The organism is Magnetococcus marinus MC-1, assembly GCF_000014865.1.
Lineage (GTDB): Bacteria > Pseudomonadota > Magnetococcia > Magnetococcales > Magnetococcaceae > Magnetococcus > Magnetococcus marinus.
Window position 1 is genome coordinate 2,892,794 of record NC_008576.1, and the last position, 17,175, is coordinate 2,909,968.

The 17,175-nt window shown below is 52.2% G+C and carries 14 protein-coding genes; 3 read left to right on the forward strand and 11 right to left on the reverse strand.

The features are described 5' to 3' along the window. Nucleotides 1-195 precede the first annotated feature (195 nt). The 9 genes from MMC1_RS20150 to MMC1_RS11675 all read right to left on the reverse strand — a co-directional run bounded on the left by MMC1_RS20150 (nucleotide 196) and on the right by MMC1_RS11675 (nucleotide 13,068). Complete coding sequence (locus MMC1_RS20150) at nucleotides 196-1,335, reverse strand: DUF2202 domain-containing protein (RefSeq protein WP_049757669.1); 1,140 nt, start codon at nucleotides 1,333-1,335, stop codon at nucleotides 196-198. 104 nt (nucleotides 1,336-1,439) lie between these two features. Then, nucleotides 1,440-1,841: a magnetosome protein MamC gene (gene mamC / locus MMC1_RS11640; protein WP_011713887.1), complete on the reverse strand. Its 402-nt coding sequence runs from the start codon at nucleotides 1,839-1,841 to the stop codon at nucleotides 1,440-1,442. A 703-nt stretch (nucleotides 1,842-2,544) separates the two neighbouring features. Beyond that, nucleotides 2,545-6,297 carry a hypothetical protein gene (locus tag MMC1_RS21675; protein ID WP_011713888.1) on the reverse strand — a complete coding sequence of 1,251 codons (3,753 nt, stop codon included), beginning with the start codon at nucleotides 6,295-6,297 and terminating at the stop codon, nucleotides 2,545-2,547. A gap of 71 nt (nucleotides 6,298-6,368) precedes the next feature. Next, a complete protein-coding gene (locus MMC1_RS20160) occupies nucleotides 6,369-8,699 on the reverse strand; it encodes a trypsin-like peptidase domain-containing protein (protein ID WP_160162702.1) in 2,331 nt (776 codons plus the stop codon). A gap of 87 nt (nucleotides 8,700-8,786) precedes the next feature. Continuing rightward, nucleotides 8,787-9,017 carry a magnetosome protein MamI gene (mamI, locus tag MMC1_RS11655; protein WP_011713890.1) on the reverse strand — a complete coding sequence of 77 codons (231 nt, stop codon included), beginning with the start codon at nucleotides 9,015-9,017 and terminating at the stop codon, nucleotides 8,787-8,789. Nucleotides 9,018-9,285: 268 nt separating this feature from the next. Then, nucleotides 9,286-10,569, reverse strand: a complete 1,284-nt coding sequence (gene mamH / locus MMC1_RS11660) for a magnetosome biogenesis transporter MamH (RefSeq protein ID WP_011713891.1) — start codon at nucleotides 10,567-10,569, stop codon at nucleotides 9,286-9,288. Between the two features lie 203 nt (nucleotides 10,570-10,772). Next, nucleotides 10,773-11,183, reverse strand: coding sequence for a hypothetical protein (locus tag MMC1_RS11665; RefSeq protein WP_011713892.1), 411 nt, complete (start codon nucleotides 11,181-11,183; stop codon nucleotides 10,773-10,775). A gap of 111 nt (nucleotides 11,184-11,294) precedes the next feature. Further along, nucleotides 11,295-11,711 carry a CZB domain-containing protein gene (locus MMC1_RS11670; protein ID WP_011713893.1) on the reverse strand — a complete coding sequence of 139 codons (417 nt, stop codon included), beginning with the start codon at nucleotides 11,709-11,711 and terminating at the stop codon, nucleotides 11,295-11,297. Between the two features lie 10 nt (nucleotides 11,712-11,721). Further along, on the reverse strand, nucleotides 11,722-13,068 hold the full coding sequence (locus MMC1_RS11675) for an alanine/glycine:cation symporter family protein (protein WP_011713894.1): 1,347 nt from the start codon (nucleotides 13,066-13,068) through the stop codon (nucleotides 11,722-11,724). Between the two features lie 233 nt (nucleotides 13,069-13,301). On the opposite strand from MMC1_RS11675, the gene MMC1_RS11680 reads away from it, so the two are divergent. Further along, on the forward strand, nucleotides 13,302-13,574 hold the full coding sequence (locus MMC1_RS11680) for a hypothetical protein (RefSeq protein ID WP_143711417.1): 273 nt from the start codon (nucleotides 13,302-13,304) through the stop codon (nucleotides 13,572-13,574). A gap of 82 nt (nucleotides 13,575-13,656) precedes the next feature. Here MMC1_RS11680 and MMC1_RS11685 read toward each other — a convergent pair whose 3' ends face one another. Continuing rightward, on the reverse strand, nucleotides 13,657-13,992 hold the full coding sequence (locus MMC1_RS11685) for a hypothetical protein (protein ID WP_011713896.1): 336 nt from the start codon (nucleotides 13,990-13,992) through the stop codon (nucleotides 13,657-13,659). Between the two features lie 14 nt (nucleotides 13,993-14,006). After that, entirely contained in the window at nucleotides 14,007-14,591 is a 585-nt protein-coding gene (locus tag MMC1_RS11690) for a hypothetical protein (RefSeq protein ID WP_011713897.1), read from the reverse strand. 618 nt (nucleotides 14,592-15,209) lie between these two features. Here MMC1_RS11690 and MMC1_RS21255 point away from each other — a divergent pair. Together MMC1_RS21255 and nhaA are read left to right on the forward strand one after the other, a co-directional pair. Beyond that, nucleotides 15,210-15,647 carry a cyclic nucleotide-binding domain-containing protein gene (locus MMC1_RS21255; protein ID WP_011713898.1) on the forward strand — a complete coding sequence of 146 codons (438 nt, stop codon included), beginning with the start codon at nucleotides 15,210-15,212 and terminating at the stop codon, nucleotides 15,645-15,647. Nucleotides 15,648-15,777: 130 nt separating this feature from the next. Further along, the gene (nhaA, locus tag MMC1_RS11700) at nucleotides 15,778-16,971 is read left to right on the forward strand and encodes a Na+/H+ antiporter NhaA (RefSeq protein ID WP_011713899.1); all 1,194 of its coding nucleotides are present in this window, start codon (nucleotides 15,778-15,780) and stop codon (nucleotides 16,969-16,971) included. The last annotated feature ends 204 nt before the right edge of the window (nucleotides 16,972-17,175 follow it).

Sequence of the window (17,175 nt, forward strand, 5' to 3'; positions counted from 1 at the left end):
CTATAAAGGCGTTGAAAACAAAACATCAAGCTCTTGCCTGAAAACCATAATAGCGAACCGGCGCACAACTGCACGGCGTTGTGGGGAGCCGGGAGAGCCTCTCAGCCAATACCCATCGGCAACGGCGGTGCATGGGTTTGTCCTTAGACCTCATTTGCCCCACACCCGCACGTCTGGGTGAAGTCACCCAATCCCTCAGGGGAGCAGGCCGATATTGGTGTCCATAGGGGCATGCAAAATGGTGTCGACTTGTTGCTGTGACAACTTTTGCGCCTTATATCGCTGGCCGCGCAGCTCCACGCCATGGGCAAAGCTGCGGAGATGGTTAAAGGAACCTCGTTGAATATTTTGATAGACCCGGGTAATGTCCTGGGCGCTGGTTTCACGAAGAGCTCTATTGAGATCAAAAATATCCAACTCTTCCACCAAACCGCCAACCTTTAGAGCCTCTCCCAGTGAGCGCTCCCCCCGCGCAATAAGCTTTTCGTAGAGTTCTCGTAAATCACGATCCTTAAATTGCCCGCGCACATCTTGCGCGGCCGGGTCCTCTAAGCCATAACGCGTAATCATGCGCAAAACCGCATCCATATGCCGCTGTTCTGATCGCGAAATACTACGGAAAATGGCGACCTTCCAGCGATCATACAGGTTTAAGTAGACATCTCTAGCTAACTTTTCTTCTTCACGCATATAGATCAGAAAACGTTTTTCAGCAGGGGTTAATACCCCACCCATACCAAAGGCCACGGGCTGACCGCAGGGCGTTGTTGCCATGCCCATGGCGACAGGCTGACCACAAGGTGTCTGCGCGTTCGTCAAAGCGACGGTCTGCGTATCTGGCATCAATCCATTAAAGGCGTTGATCGTGGCAGAGATCTTTTTGCTTTCAAAGTTTTGGTATACTTGCAACAAAACCACCATAAGCACCAGCAAACCAACCCCAACACCGATAAAATTAAACTTCGAACGTGCCTTGGAGACAGCCGCAATGGGGGGCTTGTCTTGACAACTGGAACAGTCATCAGCCGCGCAGGATTTTTTCTGCATAATGAATTTAAATGGTTGAAAAGAGCTGCTTTCCTCATCCATAGATGACGGCATGGCGTCATCTTGAGCAGAGGCACAGGTCCCCTTAGGCGGCTTTTGTTCCGCTAGGGGCGTGGCCTCAATGGGCCTGTCTATGTCTGCAAAAGCTTCTGCATCCAGATCATCCAGCATCGCTTGCCCATGGGGAGAATGGGCTTGCGGGGCGATGGTTGGGTTTTGCTCACCAGCCTTCTGTTCCGCTGGATGGTTCTTCGGTTTATGGGAGGGCTCCCAATCTTCAATATCCATAATTTTTCCATTTACCACAGGAAGGAGAAGTCCTCAGCACATCTCACGGAACAGCGCACACACCATGAATCCTTAACCATCACAGATGGTTAGCGGGAAAAGCATTACGGAGTTTCCAACTCCTGGGGATCAAACGGGTCTGGATTATCCCCATAGGTTTGTCCACCCTGCTCCTGGTGTTTTTTTTCCTGGAGTTTAGCCTCCATCTGCTCCATGCCATAATCCCAGGCATATTTACCTGCCACAGCCACGGCGAAGGCTGTACCCAAAGAGACCACCAAACCACCGCCCACCACACCTGCGGCATAGGCACTAACGGTTGTCGCCAAGCCTGCGCCTAGGGCCTCTTTTCCGGTGTCGATTACAGCTTCTTCGGTTGTTATTTCACCGCGTTGTTTGGCTTTTAAGTTTTTGGCCAGCGCCGCAGAACCCCCTATAACGCCACCCAAAACACCAACGCCTGGGATGCTTTTTGATAAGTACAGTGCCAAATTAAAGGCAGCCATGGAGATCTCCTTTATAGCGCCAAGCCCCCACATTGCGAGGCTGTCGGTTCAAGTCATAAGATAACGTATGTGAAGCGGGCCAAACATCAGCCAGAGCCCTCCCCTCCCTAGGGCCACTCCAAATAGATCGCTCATGATACCTGATCTTTGCCCATCCTTAAACAGATTCATTGCAAAACTGATATGCCTATGGCTTTTTTTTACCGACCCACAAGCAACGCCCCGGCCAAGGGTCAAGCGCGTTTTTTTCAACGATAAAGTCTGAAAGCAGGAGAATTTGCGTAAGACATGGGCCAGATAAGGCCATAACCATAGGAATAAACAAGAAATAAAAAACGGGGAATGAGGCTGTTGAGGAAAAGGGTTATACAGCAGGCTCGCCTAGCTTGATGAGCGCGCGCGCGACGCTCTATCCATGAAGCTGAAAACACCACAACCGGGCTAAAGCCATGCAAGGCCATACCCCCCGCTAGCAACCATGCAGACCAAGGCCGCGCGCGGCTACACCATACCTGATCGTACCGATTATAACGTAGGCCTAGCTTTGGTGCTCATCCTTAACGCTAACACCGGCACCCTGTAGGCTTGCGGGGTGTGCTAAAAAAGCCCTTTTTAAACCATGCTCAATCAATCATGGAAGACGCCAGTTTGGCAGGCAAACGGTTCAATCTCTCATGACCACGTGCTCACGATGGGCACGCTGTCACCGTTTTGAAAAGGAGACCATCTTTTTCATGACGCCGCCTGTCCAACGCGCCCCAAGAATCACCCCTCCAACGGCATCCCCTAACAAGTTGGCCACACCCTCGCCCAACCCCTCGACCTCAACTGCCTCAACATATCCCCTTTTATCCAGTTGCTTGACTGGCACATTAGAGTGGATCGCGACACCATTCTGTCGTGCAGCGGCAGGTGTGGGTTCAGACGCCGTCCCGATGCGCTGCACCGGCTTAACGATGGCAACCCGATTGGACCCAAGGCTCTGCACACTGCTGGATGTGGCAGCGTCTTGATGCGCTTTTTCCGAATTAATCGACTTATCTTTGCGCACAACCTTGGCATACAAACGTTTTGCCGGGAGGCTTGGCCGTGTGGTAACACGCCCTGACAGTGCCTTCTTAGTCGGCATGCCTGAAATGTTTTCCAAAGAAGAAGAGGTTGCGCTCTGTGCAACAGATGGCGACGCTGGCTGCGGTGTGCTGCGACGAATCCCCTGTTGCGTTATCTTGGGTAGCTTGCTGCGCATACGCTCGACACTAAACTTTTCGAGCTTACCCTCAAAAAGATGCGTCTTAGCTGTGGTATCCGAAGGTTCGCTCAAAAGAGAATCAGGCTCTGCGCGAGGCTTCTGCTGCCGCTCTCTTTCACCTTCAAAAGGTGAATCCAGAAAGCAAACATTTTTCACCCGATTGACGATGGCATGATGGGGTATCGACGGCGTGTTAAAATCACTGCGGCGCACCGAGTTGCCATCCTCGGTTTCGGGCAGGTGGTGCTGCTCTTGCGCTGAGGTCACCTCGCCTAGATACCAATGCATAGCACCTGCACTGCTAAGGCTCTTATCATTAAAAATGTAACCATGCATACCCACCGCCAAGGATGGTGGCGTCGAGACTAAAGGGGGGAGGCTGCTCGGTTTTTTTTTGTGTAAGGCGTCATACATAGCCCCCCACCGATTGCTACCTGCGAGTATGTCCGACCCATGCAGACTTGGTGCGCCTTGCGCAAAGGGGATGACACCAACCTGTAGCTTCTTGTTGCGCCGCTTAATCTCCACATGGCTCAAACTGAGCCTAAGGTGCGATGCAAAAGGGTCTTTTGGTTCAACCCCCCAGGGTCCTCGCAACTGCGCCTGCCCCATAAACCCCTTTAAAACCTTTAACTCTTGTGTATGAATGAAACGTTTTTTCCGAAGTGTTACCCCAAACAGCCCCCCTGCACAGGGTTTGACGGGACCTGTTTGCACCGTGATCTCTGACACAACAGCAGGCGTATCAATCCCTGGCACATCCTGAGCTTCAGTGGCATCCTCCACAGCCATAGGGCTTGCTACGCTCTCATCCGTTTCTGTATTTACCACGGTTTCGGGATCGCTTTGCGCTTCAATATTTTGCGTAACCTGCTGCTTTGCGGTTAGCTTAGCCTGAACCAAGGCTTCGGTAAACGTAGGCAAAGAGATCTGTTGCGGCATAATCGTACTCAATGACGCCGCCATGGACTCTGCCAACGCACCGGATGCCAACCACGGCGAAAGGGGGCTGAAGGCCCCTTTTTTCTTCTTCCCCTTGCTGGCAACAGGCATAATATGATGAACCATCTTATTTTTTTTTGTATCAGGCTGTTGCATCAAAAGATCGAGCCAAGTGTTCTGCGGTTGCACGTGCGCAGGCTCTGAGCTGACATCTGCGTGCCGATTGACGGGCAGTGCTGTGAGCAACTCCATCCAACCATGGATCAGCGGCCGCTCACGGCGCGTGCCCACCCCCAAATGAAAGGTCTCTTCATCCTTGGTCTGTTGCGGCTCAGATTTCATAGACAAGGATTTTGACTGAAGCACCAAAGCGCTCTGTTTCACCTCGGACAGCGCACTCAAATTACCCACAATTTGAGCATCCATCCCCCACGGATCCACCTTTTTAGGCTCGTAAATGCGCTGAACAAGGGTTTGTAAATCCAAGCTTGAAACCGCCACTTTATGGGGCACTGCCCCTTCATTCTGTCTATCACTCATGCTCTGTTTAGGGGGCTCCATGCTCAACAGCCCCCCCATATTTTTGAGCGAGGCACCCGCAAACATGGCGTGGGATGATTCACTGGGCACGGCTAATAACGGCTCAACCGCCATCGGCTTGGTCGCGGCGAAGGGCAATTTGCGCTCGGGGTTCATCGGGATCGACTGCACGGGCTGCATAGGTTTAGGTTGCGCCTCATACCGCAGATCGGCGGCACCAGTAGCGGGTACTGAAACCATAGGGTACCAAGGTGCGTCAGGCTCAAGTGTCAACATGCGCTGTTTGATCTGCTCGATAGACATAGCAGACTTCCGTACCAAGGCATTCACGCTGGGTTCAAAATCCTGTGTAAGATGCTCTGGTCGTTGCTGGGCGAGCGCTTGTTTACGCTCCTGACGACTCGACGTCCAAGGCTGCCCTTGATCAACACTGGAGTGAGCCGATTCTGTAACGGATCCAACTTCCATACCAGAAACCACCGCGATCTCTTCCTGCCCGGGCAGCCTACTCGGTTGGATATTAACTTGCTCCGTACGATCACCCTCTACCTGGGATGACCAGGGAACGTCACTCTTCTCAGGAGAAATTGCCTTGGAACCACGCGGGCGCACCGCCAAATATGGAGCCGCAAGAATCTCTTCACCATCCTTTAGTGCGCTGCTCTCATCCAACACGGGCCGCAACAAGCGTGAATCATGCAGGTGTCGCTCCAATTCAACTGAACGATTTCTGGTAGCTTTCTCTAACGTCTCTAGGCCACCTTTTTGAATTTCCGCGCCATCAGCCACGTCAGCCTCATCGTGTGGTTTTAGTTTTGAGTGAAACGTTTCACCACTGGAAACAGCCATCTTTTGAGCCACCAATTTAGCCAGCACCTCATGATCGCGTATGGCCCCCACATGCTGTAAAGTGCGCAAACCCGCTTGCGGCTTCAACACCTTGGTGTCAGGCTGCGGCACGTCATGATCCTGTGCAGCCCTTTTATTGGCCAAATCTGCCACCGCTTGCTCGTTATCCATAATCACCAGATTGTCCGACAGAGTAATGGGCTCACCCACAGAGTCGGTTCCAACAGCAACCGCTGCATTCTGGTTCGCTTCCGGCTCATGGCTGGCGGCTTCCGGCTCATGGCTGGCGGCTTCCGGCTCATGGCTGGCGGCTTCCGGCTCATGGCTGGCGGCTTCCGGCTCATGGCTGGCGGCTTCCGGCTCATGGCTGGCGGCTTCCGGCTCATGGCTGGCGGCTTCCGGCTCATGGCTGGCGGCTTCCGGCTCATGGCTGGCGGCTTCCGGCTCATGGCTGGCGGCTTCCGGCTCATGGCTGGCGGCTTCCGGCACGGCATACGCCCCGTTGTTTACCGTAATGCGCGTATCACGTGGATTTTCGTTATGAGAAGAAAACAGAGCCTGAGCTTGGGCACTCTCTGGGGTATTTAGGCCGGTACGCGGTGTTGCCGTGCGCTGGCTAACGTCTTTATGGCGTGGCTGATCCCCACCCATCTCGGAGGGCGCTTGAGCCAGCTTAGCCGGTACCGAAGATTGGCTGCCCAGTTCCAAGGCTTGACGATTAAGCCGAGAACGTTCCGTGATCTCCTGAGCAGCGGCACGGAACGCAGCGATGCCCTTCATACGCCGATTTTTCCTGGCCATACGCCGCTCGTCGGACCCTGAGCTGGCCGCTTGATCCGTCAACGTACTGCCCGCTTTGTGCTGATCGGTGTCCATATTCCCTTGCACCCTTTAGCATAGCAGAGCTTATAGCCAGAATGTTGACATGGTCACAACCAGAGTGCCCGTCACTGTACTTTAACGAACATCCGCGTACCATTGCGTTCAATCTCTAGCAAAGCCCACTGCTTTCCTTTGGCAGCTTTGATGGCTTGATCAATGGTACGACCATCGCTAACCGCCTGCCCATTAATCGCCACCACCACGTCACCACGTTGCACACCAGCCCGCATAGCCGGTGAGGCTGCCCCAAGATCCGTAATCACACCACCACTTTTCCCTTTTAACATGGGCTGCCGACTTATCCGCGCTGGTGTGATGGGCATAATCTCCATGCCCATCCACTCAAACTCAGTTGGGGCCGGTTTAGGTGGGGCACCATTCATGTTTGGTGCTCTGTTATTCCCTTGCCATGCAGGTGTCGCGCCATTTTGTGCGGGATTATTCCAGTTTTGCGCCTGCATAGGTTCCTGGGGCTGCTGCATCGAAAACTGCTGCATGGGCTGCTGCATCGACGGCTGCTGCATGGGCTGCTGCATCGACGGCTGCTGCATGGGCTGCTGCATGGGTTGCTGAAGATTATAGCCCAAATTGGGTTGCGTCATACCTTGGGTCTGGTTCATTGCCACAGGCTGCATCTGCGCACCGGGACCCGCTTGCAACTGCGCCAGACCAATGACCAACTCTTCACGACGCCCACCCCGCACCACAGAGAGACGGATCTGCTCATTCCCTGCCTGCACCAACTCGGCTAAGGCTGCTAAAGAGTCCAGCCATTTGCCATCGGCCTTGATCACCACATCCCCTTTTTGCAGACCAGCCTGATCCGAAGTCGAACCTACACTGACTTGATCCACCAACAGACCTTTGGGATAGGGGGATCCAACCTGGGCGGCTAATTCAACGTTCAGCACCTGAAAAGTCACACCCATTTTACTATTAACGATCGCCATAATCTCTGCGGGAACCGCCATGCCGCTATCCACAGGCAGCGTAGCTGCTGCGGGCAAAGCAAAAGCGCCGTTGGGGTCGAAAGAGAACATTCGATCCGCGCGGTTACGGTGTCGACCCATGCCCTGGCCACCGCCGCCCTGGCCACCGCCGCCCTGACCCATGCCCTGCTGCATGGCAACGGGCTGCCCATTGGCGGCTGGCAAAATCTGGTGGCAATTCTCACACGGACCGCGATCCCCATGGGGCATCACCGCGTTGGCTGGTATGGGCGGCGGCGGACGTGCCGCGACCGGCTGTCCATTGGCGGCTGGTAAAATCTGGTGGCAATTCTCACACGGACCGCGATCCCCATGGGGCATCACCGCGTTGGCTGGTATGGGCGGTGGCGGACGTGCCGCGACCGGCTGTGCATTGGCGGCTGGTAAAATCTGGTGGCAATTCTCACACGGACCTTTATCCCCATGAGTCAACACAGCATCCGCCGCAATAGGGGGGGCATTGGGGGCGGCCACAGGTAGCATGGTCGCATTAAGGGGAGTAAGCACGGGCAACTGAATTTGCTCTTCTAAAAACTCCCGCGCGGTATTGGACGGCACGGCAAAACCAACCCCCGCAAACGCGCTGGTCGTGGTATAAATAGCTGTATTCACACCGACCACACTACCATCCGCCGCCACCAGAGGACCACCGGAGTTACCCCTATTGATGGCCGCATCGGTTTGCAGAAGATTTTTATGCACCGTACCACCGATATTAACCGCCTTGCGCTTTCCAGAAATAATGCCCTTGCTAACCGTTTGATCCAACCCAAACGGGCTACCAATGGCAATAACCGGATCCCCAATATCAACGATTTTACTATCGCCAAAAGGGGCCGGTTGCAGCGGTGTATCCGCTTCAACTTTCAACAGCGCTAAATCCCGCCGCGAATCCAAAGCAATGACATCTGCGGGAAGTTTGACGGTTCCCTGATCATTAAACAGGGTTACAAAAACCTGTTTGGCATTCTCAACCACATGAAAATTACTGAGTATATAGCCATCCTCAGTAACGACGATACCCGAACCGATACTTTCAGTGGCAATGCCACTGAAGGGATTGGCAAACTGTAGCCCCCGTTTAGGATCCGCATTGGGATCGGCCGTTGTTGTCATGATGGTGGCACTCACGTTGACAACACTGGGCATCATCAACTTAACCACATGGGCAAAGGGAAAAGTCCCGCTCACGTTTTGTGGGATAGACAAAGCCGTATTACCAGCCCCCATCATAGGCTGATTCAGTGCAACCGGTACAGCAGAAACCCCCATCTGAGCAGTTGTCGCATTACCCGCAGTATCAGGCGCAGGGGCGTTTACCTGCGCCGAAATCACCGGCCTATTCGACATTGCCAGAGTCTGTTCTTGCTTTTGCTGATAGTCGGCCCACCAATATCCGCCCAGCATAAGCAGGAACGATCCAACCCATAACATGTATAGGTATTTCAGATAGTGTCTCCCGCAGCTGGGATCTTGCTCGGGTGTCATACAGTATTACTCTCGGGTAGACTCTTGAACGGACTCAGCCCCTACGGACTTAGAGTCCACAATCTGCTCATCAACCTCACGCAGACGCGTTACACCGGATCCCAAGGCGATAAAGCCCAGGAATACCAAACCAATCGGCACAAATCCGCGTAAGAACTCAACCACGGACCACCACCAGGCGGAGAGCCCCCACAACCCCAGGGAAATGGCAATCAAGCCAAAAATGATGCTGGGCATCGCATTCACATCCTAGTTTAAAATGGAAAGATAAAGACATTCCGAAACTCAAAACATCCGCACATTCAGCAAGAGAGCCTCGACACAACCGCGTTGCCGTTGCCCACCCGTGTTACCAGCAAACACAGCAAGTCAATGATCAGACGGGGAATAGTCCAACAAAAACCGCACAACACACGCCGTAACGCTGCATCATAACACAGAGTTAAAATCTTATACCAGCTTCTAAACCACAGCATGGGTTGCCAGCCTTGCAAATGTGGCTGGATCACGGTTCATAATCAACAATGGGTTCTTCTTCAAAGGGCTGTTCGCCCCAGCGTTTGACAGCCAAGCCGTAAAACATGATCAGTAGATTGGCAAAACCAGTAAACAGCAAGGGGGCCGTTGGACTGATATAGTCAAACAAAAAACCGCCAATCTGCAAAAAAACAATGATGCCAATACACCCCGCCGTATTAAAGGCCCCCATGATAGAACCACGAATCTCTGGTTCAGCATTATCCAGGGCCAAAATCTGTGGCGCGACCAGACAGCCCGCCTGCCCCAACCCCACAAACAGCGCAGGTAAGAGTGACCACCAGGTCATAGGATTGATGATCAATCCAAAACCAAGAAACCCCACGCCACTGAGCAACAATCCCAGAACAACCGCCTCTACCCGGCCATAATAGCGGATAAACCATCCCCAAAAGGGAATACTCAATAAGATCGTCACGCCGATAAAACCAATAACAAAACCGGCTCTAGCCGCTGCTTGATTATGATCTACCCCCGGCACCAGATCGCCAAAATAGATAAACCAGGTCATGAGAAACAGACCAATCAAGACCATATCATTGCGTGACGTGAACGCGGCCAAAAAACTTAACTGTAACGCACTGCGTTTGCGCACCAGATAGACAACCCGACGCAGGGGAAAGGTGCTGGACTCCAGCTTGGTGGATGTCTCCAACAAAAAGTGTCGCACCAGCCAAGCACTGAGCAAGGCAACAACAGCCGGTAGTACCATCACCCATTCAACGCCCACATAGTTCGGCAATTGCATAAGCACGGCATAAACCAATGTCGCACCAAAAGCCATCATAAAAGCCACTTTGGACAACAAAACCGGCCTGCTCTCCTTGGTGGTATAATCGCCCGTCAAGGTCGAAAGCTGCGGCCAGACAGCGGCCGTGCCCAGTGACATGAGAATGCGGGCAAGGTAGTAGATGGCCAAGGCATCTATACCTAAAATAACGCCCAACCACCCACTCATAGGGGCCAAAAGCGCGGTGACACCTGCGGCGACAAACCCCCAAAAAATGATGGGAATGCGACCAAACCGGTCCGAAAGATAGCCCAAATAACCAACCAAGACCAAATCCAGAACCTCTGTTATGACTTGGATATTGGCATTGACAAACCCCGCATTTTCCCGACCAATTTGCAGTACATTCCGCAAATAGAGTGGCTGAGTGGCCAGCACCAGCGTCATAAAAACCATGGTGAGCGCGACAATAAGGTAGAGCGTATTGTGGTGCCGCTCCAGAATAATGGGGGTGGGTCTCATAGACAGTTTCCAACCAGCTTTCGCAGCGATTAAAAAAACCTGACTTCAATACAAAAAGAACGGTGCGGGCACCGTTCCTTCGTCACAACCACGACCGATCGCTAAGCCAAGGCGCTCTAAAAACATCAACAAGCCATGCCGCGCATAAGGCTTATGGAGATTCACACACGCTTGGCTTGGCAAGCAGAGCTCCGCCAGCCGCTCTAAAAGGACCAGAAGCGTTTTGCCTTTTGACGTCGGTAGAGATAATACCCCCCGCCGATGATCAAGGCCCCCACCGCCAAGGTACCCATAGAGCCGAGCCCCAATCCTACATTTAGCCCCATCGCACCCAAGACAGAGCTGCTCCCAGCCGCTGCAACTGGAACGGCACTAGTGGCCGCCGCTGCCTTTGTAGTCGTTGCCGCAGCCTGTGTCGCGGCCCCTTGCGCAACCCCTATTTTGGTCGCCGTGGCTGCTTTGGTTACTGTCGCGGTTTTGGCCGGTGTCGCTGCCTTCATCGTTTGCAGCGCTTTAGCTATGGGCTTGGTCGCTTTAAATTTTACTTTACCTGGGCCAGTCAAAGTAACCCGCTCGCCCTCCACTAATGTGGCATTCAGATTTGTAATCGCCATCAGGCCCGCTCCACATCACTCTGATAATTGGTAATACACGATGGCAACCTTGTAGGTACCGGAAATCGATTCTACGTTAACATTCGCGTAATTTCCACGTTGAATTGCGCCCTAACCAAAAACACGCCTCAATATCCGCATTGGATTTTTTAGCAATGAGGTCAAATTTTGCTCGTGCAATAACCGGTACTCCATGAGCGTCATCAAATAAATCAACTCACGACTCTCCTCTTTTAGCTCACTATAAACTTTGCCAGCATCGGCACTGTCGCCCTTTTTAATCGAGCGTATGGCCTGATCCGCGAAACTGTGAAAACGCTTATGATGCTCATAAAGAGAAGCCATTTCAGGAAAATGCTGGTAACGATCAAGACCAAAACGATCTAACCACAAACCCAATTCGCACTGATGGTGTGAAACATGAATTTTTGAGCTCGTGACCCGCGAAACTTTTCCGGTCTGAATGGCTTTTTCGAGTTGAAACTCATAATCTAAGTGCAGCATACGCGCTACGGAGAGGTCAATCATACCACACCTTTCAGGATTGGGTTTTACCCAACAGGCTACCTACCAAAACCCGCAGATCTTGCCGTAGTAGTGCTTGTTTACGCATAACAAGGTAGGTTAGCGGGAGCAGATGGAAGATTATCATCAATGCAATCAAGATGTCCCCAAGAGACCAGATCGTAGAAACAGGCAAAAAGGGTCCACAAAACGATATGGCCACAAAAACCCAGCGAAAAGCCAACGTATTGCGGCCCCCAAGATAAAGAAAACAGCGCTCAGAAAAATAGGACCAGTTAATGATCGTGGTAAACGCAAACACCACCAAAAACAGCGTCACCAACAGTCGCCCCCAAGCCCCAGCATACAACTGAAACGAGGTCACTGTCAGGTAGGCCCCGGTGTGTTCCAACCACAGACCCCCACTTAAAATGACCAAACCCGTGGCACTACACACCAGCAGCGTATCCACAATGGGTATCATACCGGCAATGACCGCGCCTCGCACTGGGTGATCATGGTTGGCCGCATGCAAAAATGGTGCGATTCCCATTCCAGAACCATGAGAAAACACGCCACGCGAAATACCAAAATGAACCGCCTGCAACATGGTATAACCCGCCACACCGCCAGCCATCGCATAGGGCACAAAAGCATGCTCAAAGACCATTTCTAAGGCGCTCATGGCCTGATCTGGATGCGTTATCAGCACACCAAAGGCGAACACCACATACACACCCGCCATCCACGGCGCCAGGATATTACTGACGGTCAGAATATTCTTCAATCCACCAACAATGACCATCGCCACCAGCACCGCCAACGTCAATGCCACCAGCCCATGAGCCAACCCCAAATCCGACTCAACAGCGTGGGCAACCGAGTTGGTCTGAATAAGATTGGCAGCAACCATCCCCTGAACAATGACCAAACCGGCAAACAGCGTCGGAATCCAGCGCCACGGCCCCTGAAAAAAACGATCCAGATAACTAAGGGGTGTGCCAAACAGGGGGTGTTTGGCATCTTGCGGCTGATAGCGCAGGGCCATGTAGGTCGAACACATCCTGAAGGAGACCCCCAACACCGCAGAAACCCACATCCAAAAGAGCGCACCCGGACCACCCAGATGAATGGCCGTGGCAACCCCCGCCATATTGCCAACACCGATACTGGTGGCCAGCGCCGCAAAAAAACCATGTGAGTGGTTAATCGGGTCACCATCAGCCTCGCGAAGCAGCCCTTTTTTGCGCATCGCAAAAAATACGGGCAGCAGGTAGCGTACCGCAAAACCACCGGTCACCACGAGAAACAGTATTCCCAATTCTAAATAGATAAGGCTGAAAAAGGGATTCCAAATCCCGTCAGCCAACGCACCCAACATACATGCCCTCTCTTCCGGTACGCGCCGAGCCGACGGATGACCCACCCCTACCCTATATAGGTTTAATGAAAAAGGTGAGCTTGCCAACTCGCCTTACACGCTCCGATTCTGTTAACATCAAATAATGTAAAAAAAAACACGACTTTAGGTGATAGAAACTCTTTCATTTTTTTATGAAATGGGGTAAGACTGTTGAGCAACTTTTAAAGTTATCTATCCACCTGGGGGGAGATATGCCCGGCACGATCATCACTACAAAACTCGCGACTGAAGAGACCCTAACCATCACTGGACCTGGCGAAGTCAAGATCATAGCTTCCAAACAAATTGCCATTTTCAAAGCTCCACACTTTTCGTTGCCTGTCTTGGCCAGCGCGGCCAAACCAACGATTTTGGGGCTCAACTTGATGGGCCCAGCCCTCGGCCTAGTTGGTGTAACCCTGAGTTTAGCCTATTTAACCAAGTTGGTTGGTGATGCCGTGCAAAAGCATAATCCCCCAGCTTGATGGGGTCTAATTTTTTAACACGCTTCACAAAAAAGCCCGGCTTAGTTCTAGCCGGGCTTTTATTATTCCACGTCCCGTTGCATCAGAGTTTGGTTGCTAACAACCCAACCCCCGGAATGCGCCATGCCCTGGAAAGCAAAACGGAGACCAGCCCAACCAGGGATAAAAGACCAATGACCATCGCTGAAAAGCTAAAGAAAAAAGGCCCAACCACTGGAACATGCAGGGCTAAAATAGATAAAACCCCCCATGTCCACAGCACGATGCCCTGCCGTGCATGGAAATCCACATACTCATCATCCTGATTAAAAATCAGGGGAACCAAGCAGAGAATACCAAGATAGCTCAGCATGGCAAAAACACGACTACGGGCAGCACGCCGCTTGGCGACTACCCCTTTATCTCGACGTGGCAACATAACCTTCAACTCCGTCAGCTAATGGCCTCTTCCAATTCATCGGCCTGTTCGCCACGATTTTTCATGTAGGCGTAGATCCCATAACCCACGGCACCCGCAACACCTAGCAGAAGAACAGGACCCCACGCGCCCAAGCCCAGCCCCAAACCTAAGCTTGGACCCGCCGCCGAAGCCGTTACGGCTGCCGCACCGCCAGCCGCCGCAGAGCCAGAGACTGCGGGCTTGGTCGCGGTCATCGCAACAGGCATGCCCTTAGCCGCAAGAGGCGCTGCTTTCATGGTGCCTGCTTTAGCTGTTTTGGCCACTTTGGCTGTTTTGGCCGCTTTGGCTGTTTTGGCCGCTTTGGCTGTTTTGGCCGCCTTAGGCGCTTCAGGCGCTTCCCACTCACCCGCCGTCATTGCTTTCTGCGGTATGCAAACGGGGTTGGTCCCACCCGCCATATTTTGGGTTTGAGCAGCCGCACCCTTAGCAGCCGCACCCTTAGCAGCCGCACCCTTACCCTGCGCAGCCGGGCAAGCGAAGGGTTTCATAGCGTTAGCCCCTTCTAACTCAGCCGGAATTTTCAGTGGTATGGCTTTATTTGGTACAGCAACAGGCATGATCACTCCCCCATGCTCGCAAAAGGACTGGAAGCACCACATACACACAGTGTGGCGCATGCTACAAGCCCTTACATGATACTCAAATTTGTACAACTGTCAAACGCTAAGGCATTAAATATTTTTAGCTAGACTCATTGTATCCGCTAACCATCTGGTTTTGCGCTCTATGGGGCTTTTTTTAAGACCAAAATTGATCAAATCGCCTTCCCTTATCCACCGTTTACAGGGAGAGCCGCCGGATTTTTTTTGTGGCAGTTTCGCCCTTATTCGGAGTGGAGATCGCCCTGCGGCACGCCTATTCATTCGGTTTATCCTGATTTATTATGCGTAATTTACGAATTTACATGATAGCAGATTGTTTCTTAGAATAGACAAGGAAGGCACCTCAAACGTCGCTGTTTGAGCAACCTTGTTAGCCGCTGAGCACAACATAGGCAAAGCTCATCACTGCTCAAAACATGGCACCTATTGACCCAGCTTAGCTAGCCTTGTTACAGGGGTTGTGCCTAGGGCTTGGCCCGTGATACCGCACGTTTAAACGAATGATTGAGCATCTCTGCTTTACTTTTTAAGTGTTGCTCAACTTTTCTCCCCCCCTGCAAGGAGGCGTAAGCCATGTCTACAGATTTAACACATTTGCTTAAACTGTCCTACATTTTCAATGGTATAAGCAATGACCATCTAGAAACCATCGCCAACCATCCTGAAATAGGCATTGTCAAAAAAAAGAAGGGCGAAATACTCTACCGGGTAGGAGAGATCGCTGATCGGTTTTGGATCATTATCTCCGGGCAACTCTCCATGGAGGTCCACGACCTGCGCAAACCGTTCCGCAGCCTTGCCACACAACCCGGCCATATCACAGGGATTAAGGGACTCCTTCAGCCAGGAGCCGCACGCCCCGTCACCATCTCCATTGACGAAGATGCGGAACTTATCGAGATCCCAAGCAAAGTCTTGCAGGATATTCCCCCTGAAAACCTTGCCGTCATGTACCAGAGTATCTCTATCATATTGCTTGATCATCTTCTGAGCAAACATCAGGCTTATTAGTGCCCTGTAGCTGCGGCCATGTGACCCTATCTTAAACGTCCACGGCATATAGAGACCATGTATGTTTACTCCGCCATGCGTGATAAAAAGCAACGTTGTCTGCTGAAGACCCACATCGAGGAGCGTGTTCATGAATGCTAAAATTAGAAAAATGCTACACAATCCGGCGGCAAGTGGAATTTTGATCTTTCTTGCGGCTGTTGCAGCGATGGCTGTAGAAAACAGTGCATGGAACACTCACTACAACGCCTTTCTCGATATTCCAGTCTCGGTACAGTTTGCCGATTTAACCATTGCCAAGCCCCTGCTGCTTTGGATCAATGATGGTTTAATGGCGGTTTTTTTTCTTTTGGTCGGTTTGGAACTTAAACGTGAGTTTCTTGAAGGAGAGCTGTCACAACCCTCCAACGTCATCTTACCGGTGGTCGGTGCCGTAGGCGGCATCGCTCTGCCAGCTGCAATCTACACATTAATCAATCAAGGCAACCCTGCGGCGTTGGATGGCTGGGCCATACCAACAGCCACGGACATCGCCTTCGCGTTGGGTATCCTGGCCTTATTGGGTAAGCGTGTACCTGCATCTCTGAAACTGTTCCTGTTAACCTTAGCCATTATCGATGATTTGGCTGCCATCCTAATCATCGCCTTTTTTTATACCAGCGAGCTCTCCCCCGCTTCCCTAATGATTGCAGGCAGCGCGATCGGTACGCTTATCCTTATGAATCGCCTAGGTGTTACGGGAATTTCTGGCTACATGGTAGTGGGCATCGTGCTGTGGATTGCTGTGCTGAAGTCTGGTGTGCACGCCACATTGGCCGGGGTTGTGCTGGGTTTTGTCATTCCGCTTAAGGGGGAAGAACCAGGGGAGCTTTCCCCCCTGCATCAACTGGAAGACGATCTTCACCACGTGGTAGGGTTGGGTATTCTGCCCCTGTTTGCTTTTGCCAATGCGGGGGTTTCTCTGCAAGGGCTTACGCCCTCCATCCTGCTGGACCCTGTTCCCCTGGGCATTGCACTGGGCCTGTTCTTAGGCAAACAAATCGGCGTGTTCGGTTTTGTTTGGCTGAGCATTAAGAGTGGTTTGGCCAAATTACCAGAGGGTTTCACCTGGAAGCAACTCTATGGTGTCGCGCTACTGTGTGGGGTTGGTTTTACCATGAGTCTATTTATCAGTTCCTTGGCTTTTGAACATGGTAGCTCCGCCCTCGTGTCGGGCGCTCCCGATATGGGAAGCGCTCGTTTGGGCATTCTCACTGGCTCTATCCTTTCCGGCATTTTCGGATACATCCTCTTGCGTTTTTCCTTACCAAAACCTCCGCAATAGGTTGTATTAGATGGGAAAAATAGGGTGGCCATGTCATTGTGCGGCACCATGTTCAGGCGTGCATCCAGCCAATCAACAGCCTATTGGCTCTGTTCACTTAACGAACGGGGCTGTTTGTGGATAACGCTGTTGACTAGGCATGGTGCCATTCAGACGCCGCAATAATCGGTATCTTTCGCCTATAAATCGCATTTCGATAGAGGA